This window comes from Actinacidiphila rubida (assembly GCF_900110255.1).
Lineage (GTDB): Bacteria > Actinomycetota > Actinomycetes > Streptomycetales > Streptomycetaceae > Actinacidiphila > Actinacidiphila rubida.
Genome location: NZ_FODD01000025.1, coordinates 63806 through 87893 on the forward strand (window position 1 = coordinate 63806; position 24088 = coordinate 87893).

Below are 24088 nucleotides of genomic sequence, written 5' to 3' on the forward strand. Positions count from 1 at the left end.
CCGCCCGGAGAGGAAGACCCGCTGCTGCCGCGGCTGTCGGCGCGGCCCTGATGGGGCTCATATGCGCGGTCTCGACCCCAGCGGTCGCGCGCGCGAGCACCGCGCCGCCAGGAACCGCCGCCGTGCACGGCGACCGGCAGGCCGCCGGTGGGGTCGCGGAGCCGGACAAGAAGCTCGGCCCGAACTGGCGGGCGTCCGCGGACCGTGCCGTGACGTCGGCCGCCGACAGCGACGGCCTGCACGTGCTGGTCGCCGACAGCAAGGACGCCTACGCGTGGCGGACCGCCGCCGTGCTGGCCGAGCCGGGCATGCCGGCCGACACCTGGATCGGCAACCAGTGCCTGATCGACCCCTCCCACGCGGCCGTGGTGTACGCCCCACGCACCTTTGCCGACCACGAGGACCTGATGCTGGGCGGGGCGTTCGCCGCCGTCGTCGACCTCGACAAGGGCGTCGTCACCAAACTGCCCTTCACCGCGTCCCTGGCCTATTTCGACCCGTCCTGCAATCCGACCACCCGTACCGCCGCCTTCACCGCGTTCCGCGACGACAGGACGCGACTGATCACGGTCGACAACGCCGGCCGGACAGCGGCCGACACCACCGTCACCGGACAGGTGACCTCCGCGGTCCCCGTCGCCGACGGCACCGTGGCCGCCCTGTACCACCACGTGGTCCACATCAGCAGGTCCGGCACCACGCGGAATCTGGCCGCCGCCGACAGCGTGCCCTTCGACATCCACGCCGCGGCCGACGGCACGATCGCGTTCCTCGACCGCACGCACACCACCGCGCACGCCAAAACCCTGCACAGCGGCAGGATCGCCACCCTCGCCACCGGCGGCCTCTCCGACCTGTCCCTGCAACAGGCCGGGACGGGCGGTGTGTTCCTGACCGGGCATCCCAAGGGCGCGGTGCACACCGCCGGCACGGGCGTCACGCGCATCGACGCCGGCGCCGACACGGACGTGTCCGCCAGGGGTCTGCTGGCCGTGGACCCCGTGCTGTCACCCGCCGTCCGCGCCGGCCTGTCCCGCATCGCCGACGCCGGCCGTCACTTCAGCGGGGCCGAACCGGCCCCCGAAAGCGCTCCTACGGACAGCGACGGGCAGCTGACCCTCACCGCCACGGCGATCGCCACCGGACAGAAGGTGTCAGAAACGGTGGCCGCCCCCACCGCGCCGTCCGGCACCGACCAGTCCCCCGCCCTGACCCGCGCCGCGGGCACGTCCGGTAAGCACAGCGACGTGGCCGGCACCGCGCTGACCATCGACCACGACCCGGTCGACACCGACCGGTGGTGCTCCGTACCCCGCAACGACGTCAACACACAGGCCCTGCAGCCCACACCCAACCAGGTGGAGTGGGCCGTCGACATGGCCGTACGCGGCGACCTGAGCGCGAGCTGGGTCACGCAGGGAGGCTGGCGCACCCAGATCGGGCTTGCCACCATCGACCCACAGGCCCTGTTCCCAGTACCGGCCCTGACCGGGGGCGGCCGCATCCCCGCCCAGGTCGAACTCGGCGTCCTGGCCCAGGAATCCAACCTCTGGCAGGCCGAAGCCGGGGCCATACCCGGCCAGATGGGGAACCCGCTGGCATCGACGGCCGGCTTCTACGGCCATACCGGCACCGCCGCTTCCGACTACTGGAAGATCGACTGGGCCAACTCCGACTGCGGTTACGGCGTGGGACAGATCACCGACGGCATGCGCATGGCCGGCCACGAGAAGCCGGGCGAGACCGCCCTGGATCCCACCGTGCAACGAGCCGTCGCACTGGACTACACGGTCAACGTGGCCGCGTCGCTGCAGATCCTCGCGGACAAGTGGAACGAGATCCACACCAGCGGCCAGACCGTCACGATCAACAACGACGACCCGTCCAAGCCGGAGAACTGGTTCGCCGCGGTGTGGAACTACAACCTCGGCTTCAACCCGCCCGCCGGCGCCCCGGGCGTTCCGTGGGGGCTGGGCTGGTACGACAACCCCGCCAACCCCATCTATCCGCCCTCTCGTCAGGCGTTCATGGACACCACCCTCGACCCGGACGCCAACCATGACGCGGCCCACCCGCAGGATTGGCCGTACGAGGAGAAGGTGATGGGCTGGGCCGCCTGGTCCATCGACACCGGCCACTCCTACAGCACCGCGGGACGGCAGGACTGGCCCGGCGAGAGCGGCTTCTCCTCCGCCGGCTTCCAGCCCTCCTGGTGGCTCAGCAACGGGGACCGCAGCGCCGTCAAACCCCCGCTCGACACGTTCTGCACCGCCGACAACGCCTGCGACATAGCCAATCCGCCCCCGTGCGAGACCCAGCACATCGACGGCTGCGACCAACTCCACTGGTGGTTCAACGAGAACACCGTCTGGAAACCCGACTGCGTGGACTCCTGCGGCCACGAGAGCATCAAGTACCAGACGCTGCGCGCCGAGCCGGGCCGCGGCTACCGCCTCCAGTACGGCACACCCGACTGCACCGCACCGCCAACCGGGTCGCTCGTGGTCCACTCCGTCCCGGCCGGCACCAACAGCTGGAGCGACTGCGGGGTCATCTCCTCCCAGGGCACCTTCCAGTTCACCTTCTCTCCCGACACCATGGGGCTGTACGAGGCCAAGGGCGACCTCCACCAGATCGGCGGCGGCTACCAGGGCCACTTCTGGTACGCCCACGCGCGCGACAAGGCCAGCCTGGGGGGCGTCGGCGGGCGCATGACCGTGCTCGGCCAGTGGAAGCTGAACTCGCCCCTGTCCCAGCCCCAGGCCGAGGTGTTCGTCCACGTTCCCGACACCGGAGCCCAGGCCACGCAGGCCGTCTACCAGATCGACACCGCTTTCGGCCCGGTGAAGAAGACGATCAGCCAGCGCGCCCACGCCACCGACGCATGGGTCTCGCTCGGCGCCTACCGCTTCAACACCACGACGCCCGCGGTGAGCCTGTCCAACACCGTCAACTCCGGTAACGCCGACGACGACATCGCCTGGGACGCGGTCGCCTTCGTCCCCGGGGACTACGGGATCCCCGACGGCCCGGCCATCGACCTCACGCTTCCCGACGCCGTGCCCACCAGCCCCAACCCGGACCAGACCCTCCAGCCGCCGGATGGCCTGGTCACACCGCCGCTGCCGAAAGGCGGCGCCGACCAGGCACCCGCCGCCCGCCGCGCCGGACCCTCGTCGCACTGCGGACCGGTACGCGACGGCCAGCAGGTCTGCATCACGTCGTCCCAACCGGCGAAGACCGCCAAGGCAGAGCCCAAGGCCGGGCCCAAGGCCGTTCGCCCGCCGGGCGACAACGGAGACTGGTGCGACGACTCCATTCCCGGCGCGGCGGAGACTCGGCGCGTCGAGTGCGAGAACCGCACCGTCGACGTCGTCCTGAAAGTGGACAACGTGGTCGTGGCGACAGCGGTGTACAACTTCAGACGGGAACTGGACCTGAGTGACGCATCCACCTTCGTGGAGTACCTGACCATCACACCGGAAGACATTCCGGTGGAAATGGCCTCGGTCGAGCTGAGCATCCAGCACCTGTGCGGCTCCGGCTGCACACCCGACGACGCCGGCGCTGGATGGAGCGGCCTACCGGTCTGGGTACCGGGCGACAGCCACGTGGCCGAGCTCACCACCTCGTACTCATGGGACAACAGCACGGCGGGCGTGGTCCGCTCCTTCACGCCGGACTTCCTGCTCCAGACCAACATCGTGCGCGACACCGGAGGGGGAGGAGTCCAGGAAGGCCCGGTCCAGTGGACAGTGGACAATCCGACGAAGCTCGACGAAGTCCGCTGCGACACGGTCCTCAGCACGACAGGTGGCTGCGTCTTCGCCAACGACGCCCCGACGTACACCTTCAACGCGGCCAGGTACCCGCAGGCGGCGGCGCACGCCTGGCTGGTCCAGAGCCAGTTGAACAACCATCCGGGCAGCCGCGCCCTGCAGAAGCCGCTCTACTACCTGCCGGGCGGAGGGAACCCCAAGAACAGGGCGGTCGTCTGCGACGAGGACGGCTGGGCGGGCGCCAACGGGGATCCCACCGTTCTCGACGCCGGCGACGCCCTCAACTGCGACGAGTTCTCGTTCAACGCCACGTACAACAGCGGGGGGATGCCCGCCGCCGGCGACGGACTCAACCCGGTGTTCTCGGGCAGCGAGTGCCTGCAGACGTACGCGACGAAGGTGGGCGACACCGTCCACCTGTACAACATCGGCGGCTACGCACCCCAGTGGACCGAGGTGTGCGGACGCTCGTCCATATCCGGGAATCAGAACAGCGGCTCGATGAACCAGTTCCCCGGCTTCGCCACGAACATGCGGCTGCTGGACCGCGACGCGTACTGGCTGGACACCGGGATGTCCGCCCAGTGCAGTCCGAACGGCAGGTCGCTCAGCTGCGCCATGCTCGTCACCCCGTGAGCGGCGCCTGACCGCTCCGCCGGGAACTCCGGCCGTGGGCCGTGGGCGTCGCGCCCACGGCCCACGGCCGTGCCCACATCCCTACGCGGGCCCGATCGGTACCCACCCGGAGGGCACGGTGCGGGGGTCCCGCCACGACAGCCACCCGTCGGCGATGCCGGCGCGCCGGACCCCCGCGTGCACCGCGGCGCAGTGCAGTTCGTCGGCGACAGCCTCGATCCACCCCGAGAACGTCTCTCCCGACCGCCCGGGCCCGGTGAAAGCGCCGGCGTGCACGTTCCACCCGAGACGGCCGGACGGCACGTCGACGACGTTCCACAGGCGCGGCTCGGCCGTCTCCACCGCGCACGCGGGAATCCAGGGACGCGGCCCCATATCCTCGGCTTCGAGAATCACCGCCAGCACGTTGGCGTGGCACCAGACGGCCTCGTGGGGCGGGAACACATCCAAGCCCCGGAGCACCCGGGCGGACGGACCACTCCGCCGACCGCGCCGGCCGTCAGTCGGACCTCAGCCGGGTGGCATAGAAGGCGACAGCTGAGGCAGCGGCCACGTTCAGTGAGTCGACACCGGCATCCATCGGGATGCGCACATGCTCATCAGCAACGCGTAGCGCTCCGGCCGACAACCCCTCCCCCTCCGTGCCCAGCATCAGCGCCAGCTTCTCATGACGGCGGTCGGCGAGTTCGTCGAGCGTGATGCACCTCGACGAGAGGCAGAGGGCCGCGAGCACGAAGCCGTGCTGCCGGACGACATCGGCGTCACGCGGCCACGACTCGAACCTGGCGTACGGGACGGCGAAGACAGCCCCCATGGACACCTTCACGGCCCGCCTGTAGAGCGGGTCGGCACAGCGCGGGGTAAGGAATACGGCGTCCACTCCCAGAGCCGCCGCGTTGCGGAAGGCCGCGCCCAGGTTGGCGTGATCGACGATATCCTCGAAGATCGCGATACGACGTCCACCAGCGCGCTCTTGCCGACCCGAAGGCGACATCACGCCGATGTCGGTGTGGTCGTCGGCCGCCTCCATCACCGCCACCCGCCGTGCCCCGGCGAGCAGTTCGGCGGGCGCGGGCAGGGCCTTGCGCTCCATCGAGGCGAGCGCGCCGCGGTGCACGTGGTAGCCGGTGACCCGCTCGGCGAGCGCGGGCTCGACGAGGTGCACGGGCGCGTCGGCCGCGGCGATCACGTCGGCCAGCGCGTCGGTCCACTTCTCGGACAGCAGCATCGAGCGCATGCGGTAGCCGGCGGCGAGGGCCCGCCGGATGACCTTCTCGCCCTCGGCGATGAACAGGCCCTCGGCGGGCTCCCGGCGGCGGCGCAGTTCGACGTCGGTGAGCGAGGTGTAGTCGGCCAGCCGCGGGTCGTCCGGGTCGTCGACGGCGACGGGTTCAGCCACCGCGACTCACCCGCGCCGGGCGACCGTGACGACGTCGCCGATCACGACGACCGCGGGGGGCCGCACGCCCGCTTCGGCGACGGTCCGTGCGACGGTGCCGAGCGTGGCGTCCACGCGGCGCTGCGCCGCGGTGGTGCCCTCCTGGACCACGGCGACCGGGGTGTCCGCGGACCGGCCCCCGGCGACGAGGGTGTCGGCGATCGCGCCGATCCGCTCGACCGCCATCAGCAGCACGAGCGTGCCGCGCAGCCGGGCCAGCGCCGCCCAGTCGACGAGCGAGCGCGGGTCGTCGGGCGCGACGTGCCCGCTGACGACGGTGAACTCGTGGGCGACGCCGCGGTGCGTGACGGGGATGCCGGCGGCGCCGGGCACGCTGATCGAGCTGGAGATGCCGGGCACGACGGTCACCGGGATGCCCTCCGCGGCGAGCGCCTCGGCCTCCTCCATGCCCCGCCCGAACACGTACGGGTCGCCGCCCTTGAGCCGCACGACCGCCTTGCCGGCCTTGGCGTGCTCGATCAGCGCGGTGTTGATCGCCTCCTGCGCCATCGCCCGGCCGTACGGGATCTTCGCCGCGTCGATCACCTCGACGTGCGGCGGGAGTTCGTCCAGCAGGTCGCGCGGGCCGAGCCGGTCGGCGATCACCACGTCGGCCTCGGCGAGGAGCCTGCGGCCGCGGACGGTGATCAGGTCGGGGTCGCCGGGGCCGCCGCCGACGAGGGCGACGCCCGCGGTGCGGGCACGGTGCTGCGGCGCGACCAGACTGCCGTCGCGCAGCCCGGCGACGACGGCGTCCCTGACGGCGGCGGAGCGGCGCGGGTCGCGGCCGGTCAGCACGGCCACGGTGACGCCTTCGGTACGGCCGGTGGCCGGCGTCCAGGCGGTGGCCGCTTCCGCGTCGTCGCTGCGCACGCACCACACGCGGCGGGCCTCGGCCTCGGCGGAGGCGGCGGCGTTCGCGGCGGCGTCGGTCGAGGCGACGAGGGCGTACCAGGCGCCCTCCAGGTCGCCGTCCCGGTAGGGCCGGGCCTCCCAGCGCAGCTCCCCCGCGGTGGCCATCGCCTCGACGGACGGGGTGACGCCGGGCGACACCAGCACGATGTCCGCGCCGGCCGACACGAGTGCGGGCAGGCGCCGTTGGGCGACCTGGCCGCCGCCGATCACGACCACGCGGCGGCCTTGCAGCCGCAGGCCGACCGGGTACGCCGGTGCGTCATCCTGCACGGTGGCTCCTCCATCCGTCCTAGCTGGTCCACACCATATGTGCTGCGCACGGCTCGCCCTGGTCCGGGCCGGCCGCGCCCCGACCGCGCAGGGGCGCACCCCCGCGCCCCCGCCGCACGGGGTGCCCCCGCGGCCCGTCCCCGGAACCTCGCCCGGCGGGCGGCTGGTCGCGCCGTTGCCGACCGACCGGCGTCCCGTCATTCGCGCGCCGACCGCACGGGGTAACCCCGCGGCCCGTAGCCGGACCTCCGCCCGGTGGGAGGCTGGTCGCGCCGTTCCCCGCGCCCCTGTGGCAACCGGGGTGGCCCCCGGCGCCGTCGCCGAACGACGGCCGGTCGCTCGTACGGCCGACCGTGCCGGGTGGTGGCCCGGCCGCGGGCAGGGGCGTCGTGGGTGGGGTGGCCCCCCCGGGGAGGGGCTAGGCCTTTTCGGTGACGCCGGCTGCGTCGAAGGTGGCCACCTCGTGCATGACTCGGGCCGCGCTCTGGACGAGGGGGAGGGCGAGCAGCGCGCCGGTGCCCTCGCCGAGGCGCAGGTCGAGGTCGACCAGGGGGCGCAGGCCGAGGGTGGTGAGGGCGGCCATGTGGCCGGGCTCCGCGCTGCGGTGCCCGGCGATGCACGCCGCCAGTACCTCCGGCGCGATCGCGCGGGCGACCAGCGCCGCCGCGCCCGCGCTCACCCCGTCGAGGATGACCGGTGTCCGGAGCGCCGCCGCCCCCAGCAACAGGCCGACCATCGCCGCGTGTTCGAGCCCGCCGACGGCGGTGAGCACGGCGATCGGGTCGGCCGGGTCGGGCCGGTGCAGATCGAGCGCCCGCCGGACCACGTCCACCTTGCGCGCGTGCATCTCGTCGTTGATGCCGGTGCCGCGCCCGGTGACCTCCGCCGGGTCCACGCCGGTGAACACGGCGATCAGCGCCGCCGACGTCGTGGTGTTGGCGATGCCCATCTCACCGGTGAGCAGCGCCTTGTTGCCGGCCGCCACCAGGTCGCGCGCGGTCTCGATGCCGACCTCGATGGCGCGCAGCGCCTCGTCCCGGCTCATCGCGGGGCCGGTGGTGAAGTCGGCGGTGCCGGGACGGACCTTGCGCGGCAGCAGCCCGGGCGTCGTGGGCAGTTCGGAGGCGACGCCCACGTCGATGACGCACACCTCCGCGCCCACCTGGTTGGCGAAGGCGTTGCAGACGGCGCCGCCGCCCAGGAAGTTGGCCACCATCTGGCCGGTGACCTCCTGCGGCCACGCCGTGACGCCCTGGGCGTGCACGCCGTGGTCGCCGGCGAAGATCGCCACGGCCGCGGGCTCGGGGATCGGCGGCGGGCACTTCCGGGACAGCCCGCTGAGCTGCGCGGAGATGATCTCCAGCATGCCCAGCGCACCGGCCGGCTTCGTCATCCGCTTCTGCCGCTCCCACGCCTCGCCGAGCGCCTTGGCGTCCAGCGGGCGGATGCCCCGCAGCGTCTCCTCCAGCAGGTCGTGCGGCTCCTCGCCGGGCAGCGCCCGGTTGCCGTACTCCTCCTCGTGCACCACCCAGGACAGCGGCCGCCGCTGCGACCAGCCGGCCTGCATCAGCTCCGGCTCCTCGGGGAACTCGTCGACGTACCCGACGCACAGGTACGCGACGACCTCGAGGTGGTCGGGCAGGCCGAGTTCCTCGACCATCTGGCGCTCGTCGAAGAAGCTGACCCAGCCGACGCCCAGGCCCTCCGCGCGGGCGGCGAGCCACAGGTTCTCCACCGCGAGGGCGGAGGAGTAGGGGGCCATCTGCGGCTGGGTGTGGCGGCCGAGGGTGTGCCGGCCGCCACGGGTCGGGTCGGCCGTCACGACGATGTTCACCGGGGTGTCGAGGATGGCCTCGATCTTCAGCTCGCGGAACTGGCGCGCGCGGGCCTTCGGCAGCGACTTGGCGTACGCGTCGCGCTGCTCCATGGCCAGCGCGTGCATCCGCTCGCGGGTCTTCGCGGAGCGGATCACGACGAAGTCCCAGGGCTGGGAGTGCCCGACGCTCGGCGCGGTGTGCGCGGCCTCCAGCACCCGCAGCAGTACCTCGTGCGGGATCGGGTCGGAACGGAAGCCGTTGCGGATGTCGCGGCGCTCGCGGATGACGCGGTGCACGGCGTCCCGGACGGCCGGCTCGTACGGCTCCGCGGCGGGGCCCTGCGACCGCGCGGCCACCGGTGCGGCGGTCTCGGCGGCGGCCTCGATCTCCTCGGGCTCCTCGGGCTCGGCGGGGTCCCCGCTCTCGGCGGCGGCCGCCGTGCCGGCCTCGGCCTGCCCCTCGGGGGCGGTGTCCCCAGCGGGCGCGCCCCCCTCGTCGGCCGTTCCGGTCTCGACGGCGGTCGCGGCGACCGGCTCAGCGGCGGTCTCGACGGCGGGCGCGTCAGCGGCGGCCTGCACCTCGGGCGCGGGCTCGACGGCGGCGGCGGCCGCAACCTCGGCCGGCTCGGCTGCGGCCGGCTCGGCCACCACCGGCTCGGCCACCGGGAGTTCGGTCGCTGCCGGCTCGGCGGCCACGGCTGCCGGGGCTACGGGTGCCGCGGCCGGCGGCTCGACGGCCACCGGCTCCGGGACCTCGGCGGGCTCGGGCTCCGCGGCCGGCGCGGCACGGCGGCCCCGTCGGCCCCGGGCGGGTGCGGGCGCCTGCGCGGCCGCGGGCGCGGCCGCGGTGGCCGTCTCCCCCGCTTCCGCGTCGGCGGCGTGGGGCAAGACGCTCAGCGGCACGGCCTCGGCGAGCGTGACGGGCTCCTCCTTGGCGGGCCCGCGGCGGCGGCCGGTCCCGGCGGCGGGGGCCGCGGCCGGAGCGGGTGCTTCCTGCGCCGCGTCCGGCGAACCGCCGGGCGTGGCACCGTCGTTCGGCTCAGCGGCACCGGCCGCGGGGGCGGCGGGCGGCGCCTCCTGTTCGGTGGCGGGCGCGGGCGGCTCGGGAGCCTGCTCGGCGGCGGGTGCTCCGGCGGGCGCGGGGACGGCGACCGCCGCCGGGACGGCTTCGGAAGCCACGCCGGCCGAAGGGGCCTGCGCCGGACCGGCGTTCGCGGTGTCCGCCGCAGCGGTGGGCTCGGGGACGACCCGCAGGCCCGGGGCCGCGGACTGCGCGGCGGCGGCAGGTGCGGCCGCGGCGGGCTCGCCGACGACGGTCACGGCGGGCACCTGGGGAGCAGCGGGCACCGGGGCGACGGGGCCGCCGGGCACGGCCGTGAGGCCAGGCGCGACCGGACCGGGAGCCGCGGCCTCGGCGCCGGGAGCACCGGGCTGGTGGGCGGCCGGCGCGGGCGCGGGGATGCCGGGAACCGCGGTGGCACCGGCGATGCCGGGGGCCGGCGCGTCCTCGGCGGACGCGGGAGCATGAGCGGGCGCGGGCGCGGCGCCGCTGTCGGGGGAACCGGGTGCGGCGGCCGGAGCACCGGCGGCAGCGGACTCCTGGACCGGCGGGACCTGAGCCTGGGGCGCGGCTTCGGCGAACTGCGGCCCGTCGGCGGGCGCGGGCGGCGCCACGGAGACCGCGGGCGAGGGGATGTTCGCGCCCTGGGAGACCGCGGGCGCGGACGCCTGCGCGGGGATGACGCTGTCGGCGTGCGGGATCAGCGAGACCATCGACGGGCCACCGGCCTGCGGCCACTCGGTGGCGGCGGGCTCGCCGGTCTGCTGGGCCGGGATCGCCTCGTCACGGGGCACGTCGAGGTACTCGGGGCCGGAGGTGGGCGGGCCGGACGTGACGACGGCCGGGCCGCGGTCGGCGAGCGAGCGCACGGAGACCCCGCCGGACGGGGTGTCGGTGACCGGCGGGCCCATGTGCAGCGGGCGGCGCGCGGCGGCCGGCATCTGCAGGATGGGCGCCTCGACGGGGACCTCGGTGGGCACCTCCACCGAGATCACGTTGACCACGGACGGCTGCGGCTGCGGCTGGAGGGGCGCCTGAGGCTGGAAGTGGAGCTGCGCCTGGGCCGGGTGCTGCGGCTGGCCGTGCGGCGGCACGGCGTGCGGCGCCTCGGTCCACGCGCCCTGGGGGCCGGGCATGAGCAGGGCGTCGTCCTCGTCGTCCAGGGCGGGACCCGCGGTCGGCTGGTCGAGGAAGGTGTAGCCGGGTGCGGGTACACCGTGGCCGGCGGCCGGGTCGGCGGCCCATCCGGCCTGCTGCGGTACGCCGTTGCCGTCGAGGCCGGTGTGCGGCGGGAGACCCGTTTCCCCGACGCCGTTCTCCGGCAGCCCCTCGCCGGGGATCTGACCGGTGTCCGTCATGCGTGCCCCTCGCCCATCGGTGTCGTCCTTCCAGCCGTACCGCCCGCATCGCAGCCCCCGCCGACAACAACGAGCGTGCCGGGGATGCGGCACGTCGGCGCCGGGCGGCCCGAACAGCTGAACGGCCCGTCAACGCACGGCGACGGCACAACGATTCGTCAGCCTACCCCGCTGTGGGAGGCCGTCCGTGCCCACGTCCGCACCTCGGGACGTATCTCACACGATGCCCGCATATCCCCGCGCGACCAGCGGAAACGTGCTACACCCCGACAGGTTGGGCACGGTCGCCCGAACACCCCTGCGGCGCTTGGGCGATGGGCCAGGGGAAGGCTCCGCGATCACCGCCGGGTGCCGCTGAGGACGAAGGTGACGGCGCGCTCCCGCTCGGTCCAGTCGCTGCCCAGTTCGACCGACTGCACCAGGGAGCGCTCGACGTCGTAACCGCCCTCCTCCAGGGCCGTGGTGACCGCTTCGGCTTCGTCGCGGTTGGCGGCGGAGGTGACGATCCGCTCCGGGCGGCGGGCCGCGCAGGCGGCGGTGACCGCCGCGTCGGCGGTGCCGATCCGGACCACGTCCGGCTCCGGCAGGTCCTCCAGCGCCTGGGGGGCGGTGCCGTGCACGACCTGCAGCTGGACGCCGTGCCCGCGGGCGGTGGCGGTGATCCAGTCGCAGGCGTCGGCGTCGGCGTCGACGGCGATGACGGCCGCGCCGAACCGGGCCGCCTCGACGGCCACCGCGCCGTCGGCGGCGCCGATGTCCCACACCAGGTCGCCGGTGCGCGGTCCCAGCCGGGCCAGTTGGAGGGCGCGGACCTGCGCGGGGACGGTGCCGCCGTACTCGCCGGAGGGCAGTGCCCAGCCGCGGACGTCGCCGGGGAAGTCGGGGTCGCGGCCGGCGATCCAGCCGCCCGTGCGGCTGGCGGCGCCCGGCTGCGGGTCGCCCCAGCGCAGGGACGGTGAGGAGGCGTTGCCGCCGACGACCAGGACCACGTTGGGGTCGCGCCAGATGTGGTCGGCGACCTTGTCGGAGGTGAGGACGGTGACCTGCTCGTGCTCGGTGCCCAGCGCCTCGCAGATGACGAAGGTGCGGTGTACGCCGGTGAGCAGCAGCGCGAGTTCGGCGGGGCCGGCGCCGGGTGAGGTGAGCACGGCCACCTTGGGGTAGGCGCGGCACACGTTGACCGCGCGGCGCAGGGTGCGGCTGGTGGCGACGACCACGCGGGCGTCGTCCCAGGGCATGCCGGCCCGGGCGAACGCCTGGGCGACGGAGGAGACGCCGGGGACGACCTCGATCTCCAGGCCCAGTTCGGGGGCGCGCAGAGCGCGGACCACGCCGAAGAAGCCGGGGTCGCCGTCGGCGAGCACGACGGCGGTGCCGCGGTGCTTGGCGATGCGGCGGGCGGCGATCTCGATGCTGCCGAGGACGATCTGCTCGGCGCCGGCGGGCACATAGGGCAGGGCGAGGTGGTGGCGGGTGCCGGCCACCAGGGTCGCGGCGCCGAGAGCGGCTCGGGCGGGGTCGGACGGGGGTGAGCCGTCCCATCCGATCACGGTGACCCGGTCGGCCATCGTCGTCTGCCTCCATGCCGTGTGCGGATCGCTGCGGGGCCCGGTGACGAGCGGGGTGGGGGGCCTCCGGCAGGTCGCGGCGGGAGGTCCCGGGTGAGAACCCTAACCCGCCCGGGTGGCGGCCGCGGCGGCGCGGTCAGCGCCAGTCGGCGTAGGCGGTGTAGTCGGTGTGGGAGGCGTAGCCGCCGGTGTCCGAGCCGTCGTCCATGACGTCGTCGAGGTCCTCGGGGAGCAGGCTCCACACCAGCAGGTCGGTGCGGGTCTCGCTCCAGCCGCCGGCGTCGGCGGGGTCGTCGCCGCGGGTGCGGACGAGGCCGGCGCCGCGGAGCACGCCCTCGCTGACGCAGCCGATCTTCTGCGCGACCTGCTGGGAGGCGGTGTTGTCGGCGGCGGTGCGCAGCTCGACACGGTGGAAGCCCTGCTCGTCGAAGAGCCAGCGGCACACGGCGAGCACGGACTCGCTGGCGTAGCCCTCGCCGCGGGCCCAGGAGGCGGTGAGGTAGCCCACTTCGGTGCCGCCGATGCGCCAGTCGGTGCGCTGCAGCGTGACGGTGCCCACCAGGCGCTGGGTGAGGAACTCGGTGACGGCCAGCACGAGGCCGCGGCCCTGGGTGCGTTCGGCGTCCGCGGCCCGGGTGACGAAGTCCCGGGCGTCCTCGGTGGTGTAGGGGTACGGCACCCCGGTCCAGGCGGTGACGAGCTCGTCGTTCATCATCTCCACGAGCGCGGGGATGTCGGCCTCCTCGTACGGGCGCAGCACCAGGCGGTCGGTGCTGAGTGAGATGTCCGGGAAGGTCGCTGTCATTCGCTGCTCCGTAACCAGGGCAAGGGTGGGTTGCCCAGCATGCAGTACCGGGCGCGGCTCACGCCGCGCAGGGTCGCCGCGGGGCCGGCGGGCCGGGCCGCGGCGAACGCCCTTCCAGGGTAGGGGGAATGCCCGTCACTGCGGGTATCCGTGGACGTCATCCGATCCTGCTACCGTCAGCCCGCGTGACAGTGCACCACGCAGCAGGAGTCGGTTACCCGCGGGCGGCGGGGGTCTACGAGCGCTCCCGGCCCTCCTACCCGATCACGGCCGTCGCGGCGCTGGCGGACGCGCTTCCGCTGGAGGCGGGCCGCACGGTGGTGGATCTCGGCGCGGGGACGGGCAAGTTCACCCGCCTCCTGGCGCTGACCGGCGCGGAGGTGCTGGCGGTGGAGCCGGTCCGGGAGATGCGCGAGCGGATGGCGGAGCTGCTGCCCGCGGTGGCGGTGACGGCCGGTACGGCGGAGGCGACGGGTCTGCCGGAGGACTGCGCGGACGCGGTGGTGGCGGCCCAGTCGTGGCACTGGTTCCAGGAGGAGCAGGCGCTGGCGGAGGTCGAGCGGCTGCTGCGGCCGGGCGGCGCGCTGGCGCTGGTGTGGAACACCTACGACACGACCGTGCCCTGGGTGCGGGACTACCAGGACATCTACTTCCGGCTGGCGCCGCGGGACCTGCCGAGTCCGCCACTGGGCTCGCGGCCCGGTGACGAGGGCGGCTGGCGGGAGGCGTTCGAGTCGCGCAAGGGCTGGAGCGTGCCGGAGGAGCGGCACTGGCCCAACCCGCACAGCACGACGGTCGAGGACGTGGTGGAGCGCATGATGTCGTCGAGCCACATAGCCGTGCTGGACCCGGCCGCCCAGGCGCAGGTCCGCGCGGAGGTCGAGGCGGTGCTCGACGCGCACGACGCGACGCGCGGCAACGGCGCGGTCGAGATGCCGTACACCACGGACGTGTACTGGCTGCGGTACGGCTGAGGGCCCGTGCCGGCCGCGGGGCGGGGGGCGGCACGGGCCCTGCCCTGATCAGGCGGCCTTGCCGAACGCGGGGATCACCGCGCCCTTGTAGGTGCTGTCGATGTAGGCCTTGACCTCGGGCGAGTTGAGCAGCCGGGCGAGCGTGACGATCCGCGGGTCGTTCTCGTGGCCCTTCTTCACAGCGAGGAAGTTGGCGTAGGGGTTGCCGGCGGCCTTCTCCAGGACGAGGGCGTCCTTGGCGGGGTTGAGGCCGGCCTGGATGGCGTAGTTGCCGTTGACGACCCCGGCGTCCACGTCGTCGAGGGAACGCGGCAGTTCCGCGGCCTCCAGCTCCTTGAACTTCAGGTGCCGCGGGTTGGCGGTGACGTCGGCGGGGGTGGCGGTCTGCCCGGTGCCGGACCTGAGCCGGATGAGTCCGTTGTCGGCGAGCAGGCTGAGGGCGCGGGCCTCGTTGGTGGTGTCGTTGGGCACGGCGACGCTCGCACCGTCGTGGAGTGCGGCGAGTGAGGCGGCCTTGTGCGAGTACAGGCCGAGCGGCTCCAGTTCGACGTCGACGACGGGCACGATGTGGGTGCCGTTCTTCTTGTTGAAGTCGTCGAGGTACGGCTTGTGCTGGAAGAAGTTGGCGTCGACCTCGCCCTGCTCGGTCGCGGTGTCGGGCAGGACGTAGTCGGAGAACTCCTTGACCTGGAGGTCGAGCCCGGCCTTCTTCGCCAGGTGGTCCCGGACGTAGTCGAGGATCTGGGCGTGCGGGGTGGGGCTGGCGGCGACGACCAGCGGGCCGGAGGTGTCGCCGCCGGACGCGGAGGAGCCGGAGCCGGAGGAGCCGCACGCGGTCAGGCCGAGCGCGAGGGCTCCGGTGGCGAGGGCGGCGGCGGTGAACGTCAGGGTGGTACGCACGAAAAGTGCCTCTTTCTCACAGGGTGGTGCGGTGTGGGTGGTGCAGCCCCGCAACGTCGCGGGGCCAGGGTGTGGGGGGAGGTCGGGAGGAGGCCGGGCCGGCCGCGGGGACGGCGGGCGCGGGCCTCAGCCGGCCGGGGTCGAGGCGGGCGGGACCGCCGGGGGCGGGGTCGAGGCGGACGGGGCGGACGGGGCGGGCGCGGTGGTGCGGGTGCGCGGCAGCCGCGGCCGGGGCGCGGCCGACGTGCGCCCGCGCCGCGCGGCGGCGCGGGCCGCGAGGTCGCCGGCCAGTTGCACGAGCGTGACCAGGACGACGAGCACGGCGACGATGACCCACATGAAGCCGGTCTCGAACCGCTGGTAGCCGTAGCGCAGCGCCAGGTCGCCGAGTCCCCCGCCGCCGACCACGCCGGCCATCGCGGAGTAGCCGATGAGGGCGATCACGGTGGTGGTCGCGCCGGCCAGCAGCGAGGCGAGCGACTCGGGCAGCAGGACCTTGCGGACGACGGTCCAGGTGCCGCCGCCCATCGCCTGCACGGCTTCGACCAGCCCGTGGTCGACCTCGCGGACGGCGGTCTCCACGAGCCGCGCGAAGAAGGGGACGGCGCCGACGGTCAGCGGCACGACGGCCGCCTCCCAGCCGATGGTGGTGCCGACGACCGCGCGGGTGAAGGACAGCAGCGCGATCATGAGGATCACGAAGGGCAGCGAGCGGCCCACGTTCACCACCAGGCCGAGCGCCCGGTTGACGGGCACGTTGCGCAGCAGGCCGCCGCGGTCGGTGAGCACCAGCAGGAGGCCGATCGGCAGCCCGATCGCGACGGACAGCGCGGTGGACCAGGCGACCATGCGCAGCGTCTCGCCGAGGGCCTGGGTGAGCAGCGGGTGCATCTGGGACCAGGTCACTTCACGGCCTCCGCGCCCGCCGTCAGGTCCGCCACGTCGACCTGGACGCCCCGTTCGCGGAGGTGGCCGATCTGCACGACGTTGTCCTCGAAGCGGCCGGGCAGTTCGATGCGCATCCGGCCGATCTGCAGGCCGTCGACCGTCTCGATGGCCGCGCCGAGGATGGACACGTCGACGTTGTAGGTGCGGGAGAGCTGCGAGATGACCGGCTGGGTGGCGCTGTCGCCGTGGAAGGTCAGGTCGACCACGGTGCGGTCGGGCCCGGAGGCGCGGCCGTCCACGGGGAAGAGTTCGCCGGCCAGTTCGGAGCCGGGGGTGGCGAGGAGTTCGGTCACGGTGCCGGATTCCACGATGCGTCCGCCTTTCATGAGGGCCGCCGAGTCGCAGACGGCCTTGACCACGTCCATCTCGTGCGTGATGAGCAGCACGGTGAGGCCGAGCTGCCGGTTGAGGTCGCGCAGCAGCCGCAGCACCGAGCGGGTGGTCTCCGGGTCGAGCGCGGAGGTGGCCTCGTCGGAGAGCAGCACCTTGGGGTCGCCGGCCAGGGCGCGGGCGATGCCGACGCGCTGCTTCTGCCCGCCGGACAGCTGCCCGGGGTAGGCGCGGGCCTGGTCGTCGGACAGGCCCACCAGGTCGAGGAGTTCGCGTGCCCGCGCCGCCCGGGTGCGGCGGCCGTGCACACCGAGGATCTCCAGCGGCAGCTCGACGTTCTCCTGGGCGGTGCGCGAGGAGAGCAGGTTGAAGTGCTGGAAGACCATGCCGATGCCGGCGCGGGCGGCGCGCAGCGCGGCCGGGGCCCGGTCGCTGCGGCCGGCGAGTGCGGTCAGGTCGCGGCCGGCCACCTCGACGGTGCCGGCGGTGGGGCGTTCCAGCAGGTTGACGCAGCGGATGAGGGTGCTCTTGCCGGCGCCGCTGCGGCCGACGACGCCGAAGACCTCGCCTTCGCGCACGGCCAGGTCCACGCCGTCCAGGGCGGTGACCTCACGGCCGCGCGAGCGGTAGACCTTGCGCAGGTCGGTGGTGGTGATCACGTTCGCGTCCATCACGTCCGGGCACACGGCAGCGTCCGCCGGTGCGGGGGGTTTGCGGTGGTCCGCGGCACGGCACGGCCCGGCAGGGGGCGTGCGGGACCGGCGGCGCTCGGGACGGGCCGCCGGGGAGGTGTGTGACGCGGAGGGCTCCCCTGCCGGCGGGGCCGTCAGGGGCGGGTGTCGGGAGACGACGGGCGGGCGGCGAGCAGACGCCGCCGGGTCTCGCTTCGGGGCGCGAGACTCAGGTTTTCCGGGCCCTCAGTCAGTCACACATTCGACAGGCACGACGCACACCGGGCATGCAGCGAAGGCCGGGCATGGTCGCCTCGGTCGCGTGGCTGCTGCGGTTCGTCGTGGTCATGTGCCCCAGTAAAGCAGAGATCCGCCACGGTTCCGAATTCCGGTCGGACAGTTCATTATCCGGACACAAAGCGCCGGCCGGGGCGCTCCGGCCGGGGGGACGGGGGCGGGATCGGGGGCGGTGACCACCCGTAATACAGTCTTCGCATGGTCGACGCGGTCATCCTCACGGTCTCCGTCACGGCGCTGCTGCTCGCGGCGTGGTGCGGCTACGCCGCGTACCGCGACTCGCCGACCAAGGACTGGCACTTCATCGGCATGGCCGTGGTCACCCTGGCCGCGCTGGTGCAGCTGGTGGTGGCGCTGGTGCAGCTCGCCAGGGGCGAGCGGCCCGACCACGGGATGGCGGTCTTCCTCGCCTATCTGATCGGCGCGGCCTGCACCGTCCCGGCGGCCGCCTTCATGTCGCTTGCCGAGCGCACCCGTTGGGGTTCGGCGATCGTGGCGGCCGGTGGGGTGATCCTGGCGGTGCTGGAACTGCGGCTGCACGAGATCTGGGGGTCGGGCCATGGCTGAGGACGACGCCGGCGACGGCAGCGCGAACGAGACCGGCGACCAGGCCGGGAAGCCGATCGAGGAGAACGACGTGACCGCGGACCCGAGCACCGCCGGCGGGCCGGAGCAGCGACAGCCGGCAGCGCCCGTGCGCATCGGCACCGGCCCCGGCCGGCTGCTGCTGTGGCTCTACGGCATCTTCACGGTGGCGGCGCTGTCCCGCTCGATCGTGCAGATCAGCATGAAGTTCCACCACGCGCCGCTGGCGTACTCGCTGTCCGCGGTGGCCGGCGTGGTGTACGCGGTGATCCTGGTCGCGCTGTCCAAGGGCGGCGAGTCGGCCCGCCGGGTCGCGATGGTGTGCTGCTCCATCGAGCTGGTGGGCGTGGTCACCGTCGGCACGCTGACCGTCGTGGACTCCTCGGCCTTCGCGGACTCGACGGTGTGGTCGTACTACGGGGCGGGCTACCTGCTGCTGCCGCTGGCACTGCCCGTGACGGGCCTGCTGTGGCTGCGCCGGGCCGCGCGCGAGGCCGTGCCCGCGGCGGCCGGTGCGCCCGTGCCGGACGCCGGCCGGCAGGACTGACCCCGAGGCCAGCCCTGCCGGTGGGAGGCGGCGCCGGTCAGGCGCTCGCCGCGAGCGTGGAGGGCTGCCCGGCCGTCGCCGGCTTCTCCATGTGGACCAGGCTCAGCCGCCGGTTGATCGGCTCGGCCGCGCCGACCTGCTCGTAGCCGAGCTTGCGGTACATCCGCAGGTTGACGTCGCTGCGGTGGCCGGTGAACAGCCGGTACCGCTTGGCTTCGGCCTCGTCGGCCAGCCGGCCCTCGAGGGCGGCCAGCAGGCGGCCGCCCAGGCCGTGCCGCTGCAGCCGCGGGTGGACGATCAGCTTGCCGATGCGGGCGGTCCCGTCGGCGTCGACGGCGCCGCGGACGGAGCCCACGACCTCGCCGCCCAGGCGCGCGACGAGCACGACGCTCTGGTCGAGTTCGGCCCGCAGGTCGTCCAGGGTCTGTGTGAGCGGCTCGATGGTGTAGTCGCCGTACAGCTCCGCCTCGCCCTGGTAGCAGAGGTACTGGAGTTTGAGGATCTTCTCCGCGTCGGTGTCGTCCGCCGTGGAGATGGTCACGCTCATGCCCATGCGCGCAGGCCTCCCCTTCGTTTCCGTCCGGGCAGTTGAGGGTGGTGTGCGCCCGGAACGTGTGCCTGAGCGGAGGTTGGTGCGGGTGTGCGCCGCCTCCGTGGCGCCGATGATCGCACAAACCTTCCGGCCGGGTACCGCGCCGCGGCGCCCGTCTCAGTCCCGTCCGCGCGTGCCAAGGGTGCCCGCTGCCGCTGACTGTTTACCGTGCATTACCCCGTACCGGCGGGGATCCAACCCTCGAATTCAGGATCGATCGCAGGCACCCCAGACAGCGCGAGCGCAGGGGCCCGAGGCTGCCCTGTGAGATTCCCAACTCCCGGGAGATTTCCCGGTAAGTGGGGTCGGAACGGGACATCAGGGCCGTCACGACCTGGGGGCAGCGGCCGGGCAGCCGGCGCACCGCCGCGCGGACGGCCCGCCGCTGCTCGGCGGCGATCACCAGGTCCTCGACGGCGCGGGCGCCGCGGGCGGCCGGACCGCCGCCGAAGTCCAGGCCGAAGTCGTCGTAGGGGTGCTGGTCGCGGGTGGCGAGGTCGGCGGCGCGGACCTCGGCCCGCACCGCGCGGCGGATCCAGCTGCCGGGCTCGGCGGGCGGCGCCGGGCGCTCCAGCAGCCGTACCCACACGGCCTGTTCGAGGTCCGCGGCCTCGATCCGGCCGGGCAGCTCCTCGGCCGCGGCCTCGGCGGCGAGCAGCGGCCGCAGCCGCGCGTAGGCGGCACCGTTCCCCGCGCCCTCGCCATGGCCGCCGCCCTCGTGGTCACCGGACGGCGGGAGGCCGTGCGGGTGGTCCCGCGCGAGGCTCGGCTGGTCGTACGGGCGGTCGTGCGGGCGGTCGGGGCATGGGCGGTGCATGGGAACGTGCATACCGGCTGGCACGTGGCGGCCGCGGTGACCGGTTGCCTGCGCCGGAGCCTTTCACCTGATGGTGTGGCCGTATCCCGGGGACGACGGCGTTGGCATGCTCAGGCCGCGATGTCAACCCCCGGCGCTCCGGGCGGCCGATCCCGGCGTGCGCGGCCCGAGTCCGCGGAAGTATCGTCCTTGCGTACGGGCCGGTAGCGTAGGCCCTGCGCCTGTCGACCTCGACCGACCTGACCGGAGGGTCCGTTGTCCCGCTTGTCCCGCAGCGTGCTCAAGATGGTTCTCGGTGTGCTGATGCGCGTGCTGTACCGCCCGGTGGTCGAGGGCCTGGACAGCATCCCGGGCGAGGGGCCGGTGATCCTGGCCGGCAACCACGTGACGTTCATCGACTCGATGTTCCTGTCGCTCGTGGTGGAGCGCCAGGTGTACTTCATCGGCAAGGACGAGTACGTGACGGGCAAGGGCGTCAAGGGGCGCCTGATGGCCTGGTTCTTCACCACCTGCGGCATGATCCCGGTGGACCGGGACGGCGGGCACGGCGGCGTGGCCGCGCTGATGACCGGCCGCCGGGTGCTCGACGAGGGCAGGATCTTCGGCATCTACCCCGAGGGCACCCGCTCCCCCGACGGCCGCCTGTACCGCGGCCGCACCGGTATCGCCCGGCTGACGCTGATGACCGGCGCGCCGGTGGTCCCGTTCGCGATGGTCGGCACCGACAAGGTGCAGCCCGGCGGGAAGGGCATGCCGCGCATCGCGCCGGTCACCATCCGCTTCGGCCGCCCGCTGGACTTCTCCCGCTACGAGGGCATGGACCGCGACCGGTACGTGCTGCGGGCCGTCACCGACGAGGTGATGAGCCACGTGATGAACCTGTCAGGCCAGGAGTACGTGGACATCTACGCGACCAAGGCCAAGGCCGCCTGACCGCGCGGCGGGCGCGGGGCCGGCACCCGCACCGCCGCCCAGGACGGCGCAGAGGGCGGGCCCGGGATCTCCCCGGGCCCGCCCTCTCGTTCGTCGTCGCGTGTTCCCGGCCCCGCCGCCGGGCGGGGACCGGGCTCAGGCCCGCTTGGCCTCGGCCCAGGCGTGCTGGACCTCCAGGTCGGCCTTCACCTCGGCCAGTTGCACGGCGACGGCGCTCGGCGCGGTGCCACCGCGGCCGCTGCGGGAGGCGAGTGAGCCCGGCACGTTGAGCACGCCGCGGACCTCCGGCGTCAGGTGCGGCGAGATCGCGGCGAACTGCTCGTCCGTCAGCTGGTCCAGCTCGATGCCCTCGGCCTCGCAGACCTTGACGCACGCCCCGGCGACCTCGTGCGCGACACGGAAGGGCACGCCCTGCCGCACGAGCCACTCGGCGATGTCGGTGGCGAGCGAGAAGCCGGCCGGTGCCAGCTCCTCCATCCGCTCGCGGTGGACCGTCAGGGTGGCCATCATCCCGGTGAACGCGGGGAGCAGCACCTCCAGCTGGTCGCAGGAGTCGAAGAGCGGCTCCTTGTCCTCCTGGAGGTCCCGGTTGTACGCCAGCGGCAGCGCCTTGAGGGTCGCCATCAGCCCGGTGAGGTTGCCGATCAGGCGGCCCGACTTGCCGCGCGCCAGCTCGGCGATGTCCGGGTTCTTCTTCTGCGGCATGATCGACGAGCCGGTGGAGAAGGCGTCGTGCAGCGTCACGAAGGAGAACTCCTTCGTGTTCCACAGGATCACCTCCTCGGCGATCCGGGACAGGTTGACGCCGATCATGGCGGTGATGAAGGCGAACTCGGCGGCGAAGTCGCGGGCGGCGGTGCCGTCGATGGAGTTGCCGGCGCTGCCGCGCTCGAAGCCCAGGTCGCGGGCCACGGCCTCGGGGTCGAGGCCGAGCGAGGAGCCGGCCAGCGCGCCGGAGCCGTACGGGGACACGGCGGTGCGCTCGTCCCACTGCCGCAGCCGCTCCGCGTCGCGGGACAGCGCCTGCGCGTGCGCCAGCACGTGGTGCGCGAAGAGCACCGGCTGGGCGTGCTGCAGGTGGGTGCGGCCGGGCATCGCGGTGTCCGGGTGGGCCTCGGCGAGACCCACCAGCGCGTCCTGGAGGTCGGCGACGAGGCCGCCGATGGTCCGGGCGTGGTCGCGCAGGTACATCCGGAAGAGCGTGGCGATCTGGTCGTTGCGGGACCGGCCGGCCCGCAGCTTGCCGCCCAGCTCGGAGCCGATCCGCTCCAGCAGGCCGCGTTCCAGCGCGGTGTGCACGTCCTCGTCGGCGATCGTCATGGTGAACGTGCCGGCGGCGACATCGGCTTCGAGCGCGTCGAGGCCGGCGGTCATCCGCCGCAGCTCGTCGGTGGTGAGCAGGCCCGCCGCGTGCAGCACCCGGGCGTGCGCCCGGGAGCCGGCGATGTCGTACGGGGCGAGACGGTCGTCGAAGTGGACCGAGGCGGAGAGCTTCTCCAGGGCGGCGGACGGTCCGTCGGCGAACCGCCCGCCCCACAGCTTGCCGGCCTCCGGGGCGTTGCCCTGGGCGGCGCTCACTGCCCGAGGTCCCGCTTGGCCGCGATCTTGCTGGACATGCCGAAGATCTCGATGAAGCCCTTGGACAGCGACTGGTCGAAGGTGTCGCCGGTGTCGTAGGTGGCGAGGTTGAAGTCGTAGAGCGAGGTCGCCGACTTCCGGCCGTTGACGACCGCCCGGCCGCCGTGCATCACCATCCGGATGTCGCCGGACACGTGCTGGTTGGCCTCGGCGATGAAGCCGTCCAGGGCCCGCTTGAGCGGCGAGAACCACAGGCCGTCGTAGACCAGCTCGCCCCAGCGCTGCTCCACCTGCCGCTTGTAGCGGGCGAGTTCCCGCTCGACGGTGACGCTCTCCAGCTCCTGGTGCGCGGTGATCAGGGCGATCGCGCCGGGGGCCTCGTAGATCTCCCGGGACTTGATGCCGACCAGCCGGTCCTCGACCATGTCGATCCGGCCGATGCCCTGGGCGCCGGCCCGGGCGTTGAGCTGCTGGATGGCCTCCAGCACGGTGACCGGGCTGCCGTCGATCGCGACCGGGACGCCCCGCTCGAAGGTGATGACGACCTCGTCCGCGTCCCGCGGGGTGGCGGGGTTCTGGGTGTACTCGTAGACCTCTTCGATCGGCGCGTTCCAGATGTCCTCGAGGAACCCGGTCTCGACGGCCCGCCCGAAGACGTTCTGGTCGATGGAGTACGGGGACTTCTTGGTGGTCGCGATCGGGAGGTTCTTCTCCTCGCAGAAGGCGATGGCCTTGTCGCGGGTCATCGCGTAGTCGCGGACCGGCGCGATGCACTTGAGGTCGGGCGCCAGCGAGGAGATGCCGGCCTCGAACCGGACCTGGTCGTTGCCCTTGCCGGTGCAGCCGTGGGCGACGGTGTCGGCGCCGTGCTTCTTCGCTGCGGCGACCAGGTGCTTGACGATGGCCGGCCGGGAGAGCGCGGAGACCAGCGGGTAGCGGTCCATGTAGAGCGCGTTGGCCTGGATCGCCGGCAGGCAGTACTCGTCGGCGAACTCCTGCTTGGCGTCGGCGACCTCGGCCTCGACGGCACCGCAGGCGAGCGCGCGCTTGCGGATGACGTCCAGGTCCTCGCCGCCCTGGCCGACGTCGACCGCCACGGCGATGACGTCGGCGCCGGTCTCCTCGGCGATCCAGCCGATGGCGACGGAGGTGTCAAGACCGCCTGAGTAGGCGAGTACGACGCGCTCGGTCACGGGTCTCTCCTTACGATGCATACGCTGACTGGTATAAGTATGCACTGCTCCGTATGAATCGTCAACGTCGCAGGTCAG

General features: G+C 73.6%; 18 protein-coding genes. 5 read left to right on the top strand and 13 right to left on the bottom strand.

The genetic code is table 11. The features are described from left to right. Positions 1–122 precede the first annotated feature (122 nt). Complete coding sequence (locus BMW99_RS24345) at positions 123–4415, top strand: golvesin C-terminal-like domain-containing protein (protein WP_069464332.1); 4293 nt, start codon at positions 123–125, stop codon at positions 4413–4415. Between the two features lie 81 nt (positions 4416–4496). Here the strand turns inward: BMW99_RS24345 and BMW99_RS24350 are convergent, their stop codons facing one another. The 6 genes from BMW99_RS24350 to BMW99_RS24375 all read right to left on the bottom strand — a co-directional run bounded on the left by BMW99_RS24350 (position 4497) and on the right by BMW99_RS24375 (position 13645). Further along, entirely contained in the window at positions 4497–4865 is a 369-nt protein-coding gene (locus BMW99_RS24350) for a hypothetical protein (RefSeq protein WP_141726196.1), read from the bottom strand. Positions 4866–4914: 49 nt separating this feature from the next. Next, a complete protein-coding gene (locus BMW99_RS24355) occupies positions 4915–5814 on the bottom strand; it encodes a TrmH family RNA methyltransferase (RefSeq protein WP_069464330.1) in 900 nt (299 codons plus the stop codon). A gap of 6 nt (positions 5815–5820) precedes the next feature. Further along, on the bottom strand, positions 5821–7038 hold the full coding sequence (gene cobA / locus BMW99_RS24360; protein ID WP_075017536.1) for a uroporphyrinogen-III C-methyltransferase: 1218 nt from the start codon (positions 7036–7038) through the stop codon (positions 5821–5823). A gap of 418 nt (positions 7039–7456) precedes the next feature. Then, entirely contained in the window at positions 7457–11272 is a 3816-nt protein-coding gene (gene cobT, locus BMW99_RS24365) for a nicotinate-nucleotide--dimethylbenzimidazole phosphoribosyltransferase (RefSeq protein ID WP_075017537.1), read from the bottom strand. A gap of 338 nt (positions 11273–11610) precedes the next feature. Beyond that, complete coding sequence (cbiE, locus tag BMW99_RS24370; RefSeq protein WP_069466814.1) at positions 11611–12840, bottom strand: precorrin-6y C5,15-methyltransferase (decarboxylating) subunit CbiE; 1230 nt, start codon at positions 12838–12840, stop codon at positions 11611–11613. Positions 12841–12976: 136 nt separating this feature from the next. Further along, complete coding sequence (locus BMW99_RS24375; protein ID WP_069466813.1) at positions 12977–13645, bottom strand: GNAT family N-acetyltransferase; 669 nt, start codon at positions 13643–13645, stop codon at positions 12977–12979. 185 nt (positions 13646–13830) lie between these two features. Between BMW99_RS24375 and BMW99_RS24380 the strand changes: the two genes are divergently transcribed. Further along, positions 13831–14619 (top strand): class I SAM-dependent methyltransferase, encoded by a 789-nt coding sequence (locus BMW99_RS24380; RefSeq protein ID WP_069466812.1) that lies wholly within the window; start codon positions 13831–13833, stop codon positions 14617–14619. Positions 14620–14667: 48 nt separating this feature from the next. On the opposite strand, the gene BMW99_RS24385 is transcribed toward BMW99_RS24380, so the two are convergent. The 3 genes from BMW99_RS24385 to BMW99_RS24395 form a co-directional block, all read right to left on the bottom strand. Beyond that, a complete protein-coding gene (locus tag BMW99_RS24385) occupies positions 14668–15519 on the bottom strand; it encodes a MetQ/NlpA family ABC transporter substrate-binding protein (RefSeq protein WP_069466811.1) in 852 nt (283 codons plus the stop codon). Between the two features lie 126 nt (positions 15520–15645). Then, positions 15646–16425: a methionine ABC transporter permease gene (locus tag BMW99_RS24390; RefSeq protein ID WP_075017538.1), complete on the bottom strand. Its 780-nt coding sequence runs from the start codon at positions 16423–16425 to the stop codon at positions 15646–15648. Next, positions 16422–17456, bottom strand: a complete 1035-nt coding sequence (locus BMW99_RS24395; RefSeq protein ID WP_069466665.1) for a methionine ABC transporter ATP-binding protein — start codon at positions 17454–17456, stop codon at positions 16422–16424. The genes BMW99_RS24390 and BMW99_RS24395 overlap by 4 nt, the downstream gene beginning before the upstream one ends. 507 nt (positions 17457–17963) lie before the next feature. On the opposite strand from BMW99_RS24395, the gene BMW99_RS24400 reads away from it, so the two are divergent. Beyond that, positions 17964–18332 (top strand): hypothetical protein, encoded by a 369-nt coding sequence (locus BMW99_RS24400; protein ID WP_069466363.1) that lies wholly within the window; start codon positions 17964–17966, stop codon positions 18330–18332. Beyond that, positions 18325–18897 (top strand): hypothetical protein, encoded by a 573-nt coding sequence (locus BMW99_RS24405; RefSeq protein ID WP_245791603.1) that lies wholly within the window; start codon positions 18325–18327, stop codon positions 18895–18897. Before BMW99_RS24400 ends, BMW99_RS24405 begins: the two co-directional genes overlap by 8 nt. Before the next feature lie 37 nt (positions 18898–18934). On the opposite strand, the gene BMW99_RS24410 is transcribed toward BMW99_RS24405, so the two are convergent. Continuing rightward, complete coding sequence (locus BMW99_RS24410; RefSeq protein WP_069466362.1) at positions 18935–19450, bottom strand: GNAT family N-acetyltransferase; 516 nt, start codon at positions 19448–19450, stop codon at positions 18935–18937. A gap of 202 nt (positions 19451–19652) precedes the next feature. Next, positions 19653–20306: a sigma-70 family RNA polymerase sigma factor gene (locus tag BMW99_RS24415; protein ID WP_322899816.1), complete on the bottom strand. Its 654-nt coding sequence runs from the start codon at positions 20304–20306 to the stop codon at positions 19653–19655. 264 nt (positions 20307–20570) lie between these two features. Between BMW99_RS24415 and BMW99_RS24420 the strand changes: the two genes are divergently transcribed. After that, positions 20571–21239: a lysophospholipid acyltransferase family protein gene (locus tag BMW99_RS24420; protein WP_069466361.1), complete on the top strand. Its 669-nt coding sequence runs from the start codon at positions 20571–20573 to the stop codon at positions 21237–21239. A gap of 135 nt (positions 21240–21374) precedes the next feature. On the opposite strand, the gene argH is transcribed toward BMW99_RS24420, so the two are convergent. After that, positions 21375–22817, bottom strand: coding sequence for an argininosuccinate lyase (gene argH, locus BMW99_RS24425; RefSeq protein ID WP_069466360.1), 1443 nt, complete (start codon positions 22815–22817; stop codon positions 21375–21377). Beyond that, positions 22814–24010: an argininosuccinate synthase gene (locus BMW99_RS24430; RefSeq protein WP_075017539.1), complete on the bottom strand. Its 1197-nt coding sequence runs from the start codon at positions 24008–24010 to the stop codon at positions 22814–22816. Before BMW99_RS24430 ends, argH begins: the two co-directional genes overlap by 4 nt. Positions 24011–24088 lie beyond the last annotated feature (78 nt).

Excerpts from the sequence above, each read along its gene's own strand:
- cobT (WP_075017537.1), bottom strand. The coding sequence starts at position 11,272 with ATGACGGACACCGGTCAGATCCCCGGCGAGGGGCTGCCGGAGAACGGC.
- cbiE (WP_069466814.1), bottom strand. The coding sequence starts at position 12,840 with ATGGCCGACCGGGTCACCGTGATCGGATGGGACGGCTCACCCCCGTCC.
- BMW99_RS24375 (WP_069466813.1), bottom strand. The coding sequence starts at position 13,645 with ATGACAGCGACCTTCCCGGACATCTCACTCAGCACCGACCGCCTGGTG.
- BMW99_RS24400 (WP_069466363.1), top strand. The coding sequence starts at position 17,964 with ATGGTCGACGCGGTCATCCTCACGGTCTCCGTCACGGCGCTGCTGCTC.
- BMW99_RS24405 (WP_245791603.1), top strand. The coding sequence starts at position 18,325 with ATGGCTGAGGACGACGCCGGCGACGGCAGCGCGAACGAGACCGGCGAC.
- BMW99_RS24410 (WP_069466362.1), bottom strand. The coding sequence starts at position 19,450 with ATGGGCATGAGCGTGACCATCTCCACGGCGGACGACACCGACGCGGAG.
- BMW99_RS24415 (WP_322899816.1), bottom strand. The coding sequence starts at position 20,306 with ATGCACCGCCCATGCCCCGACCGCCCGCACGACCGCCCGTACGACCAG.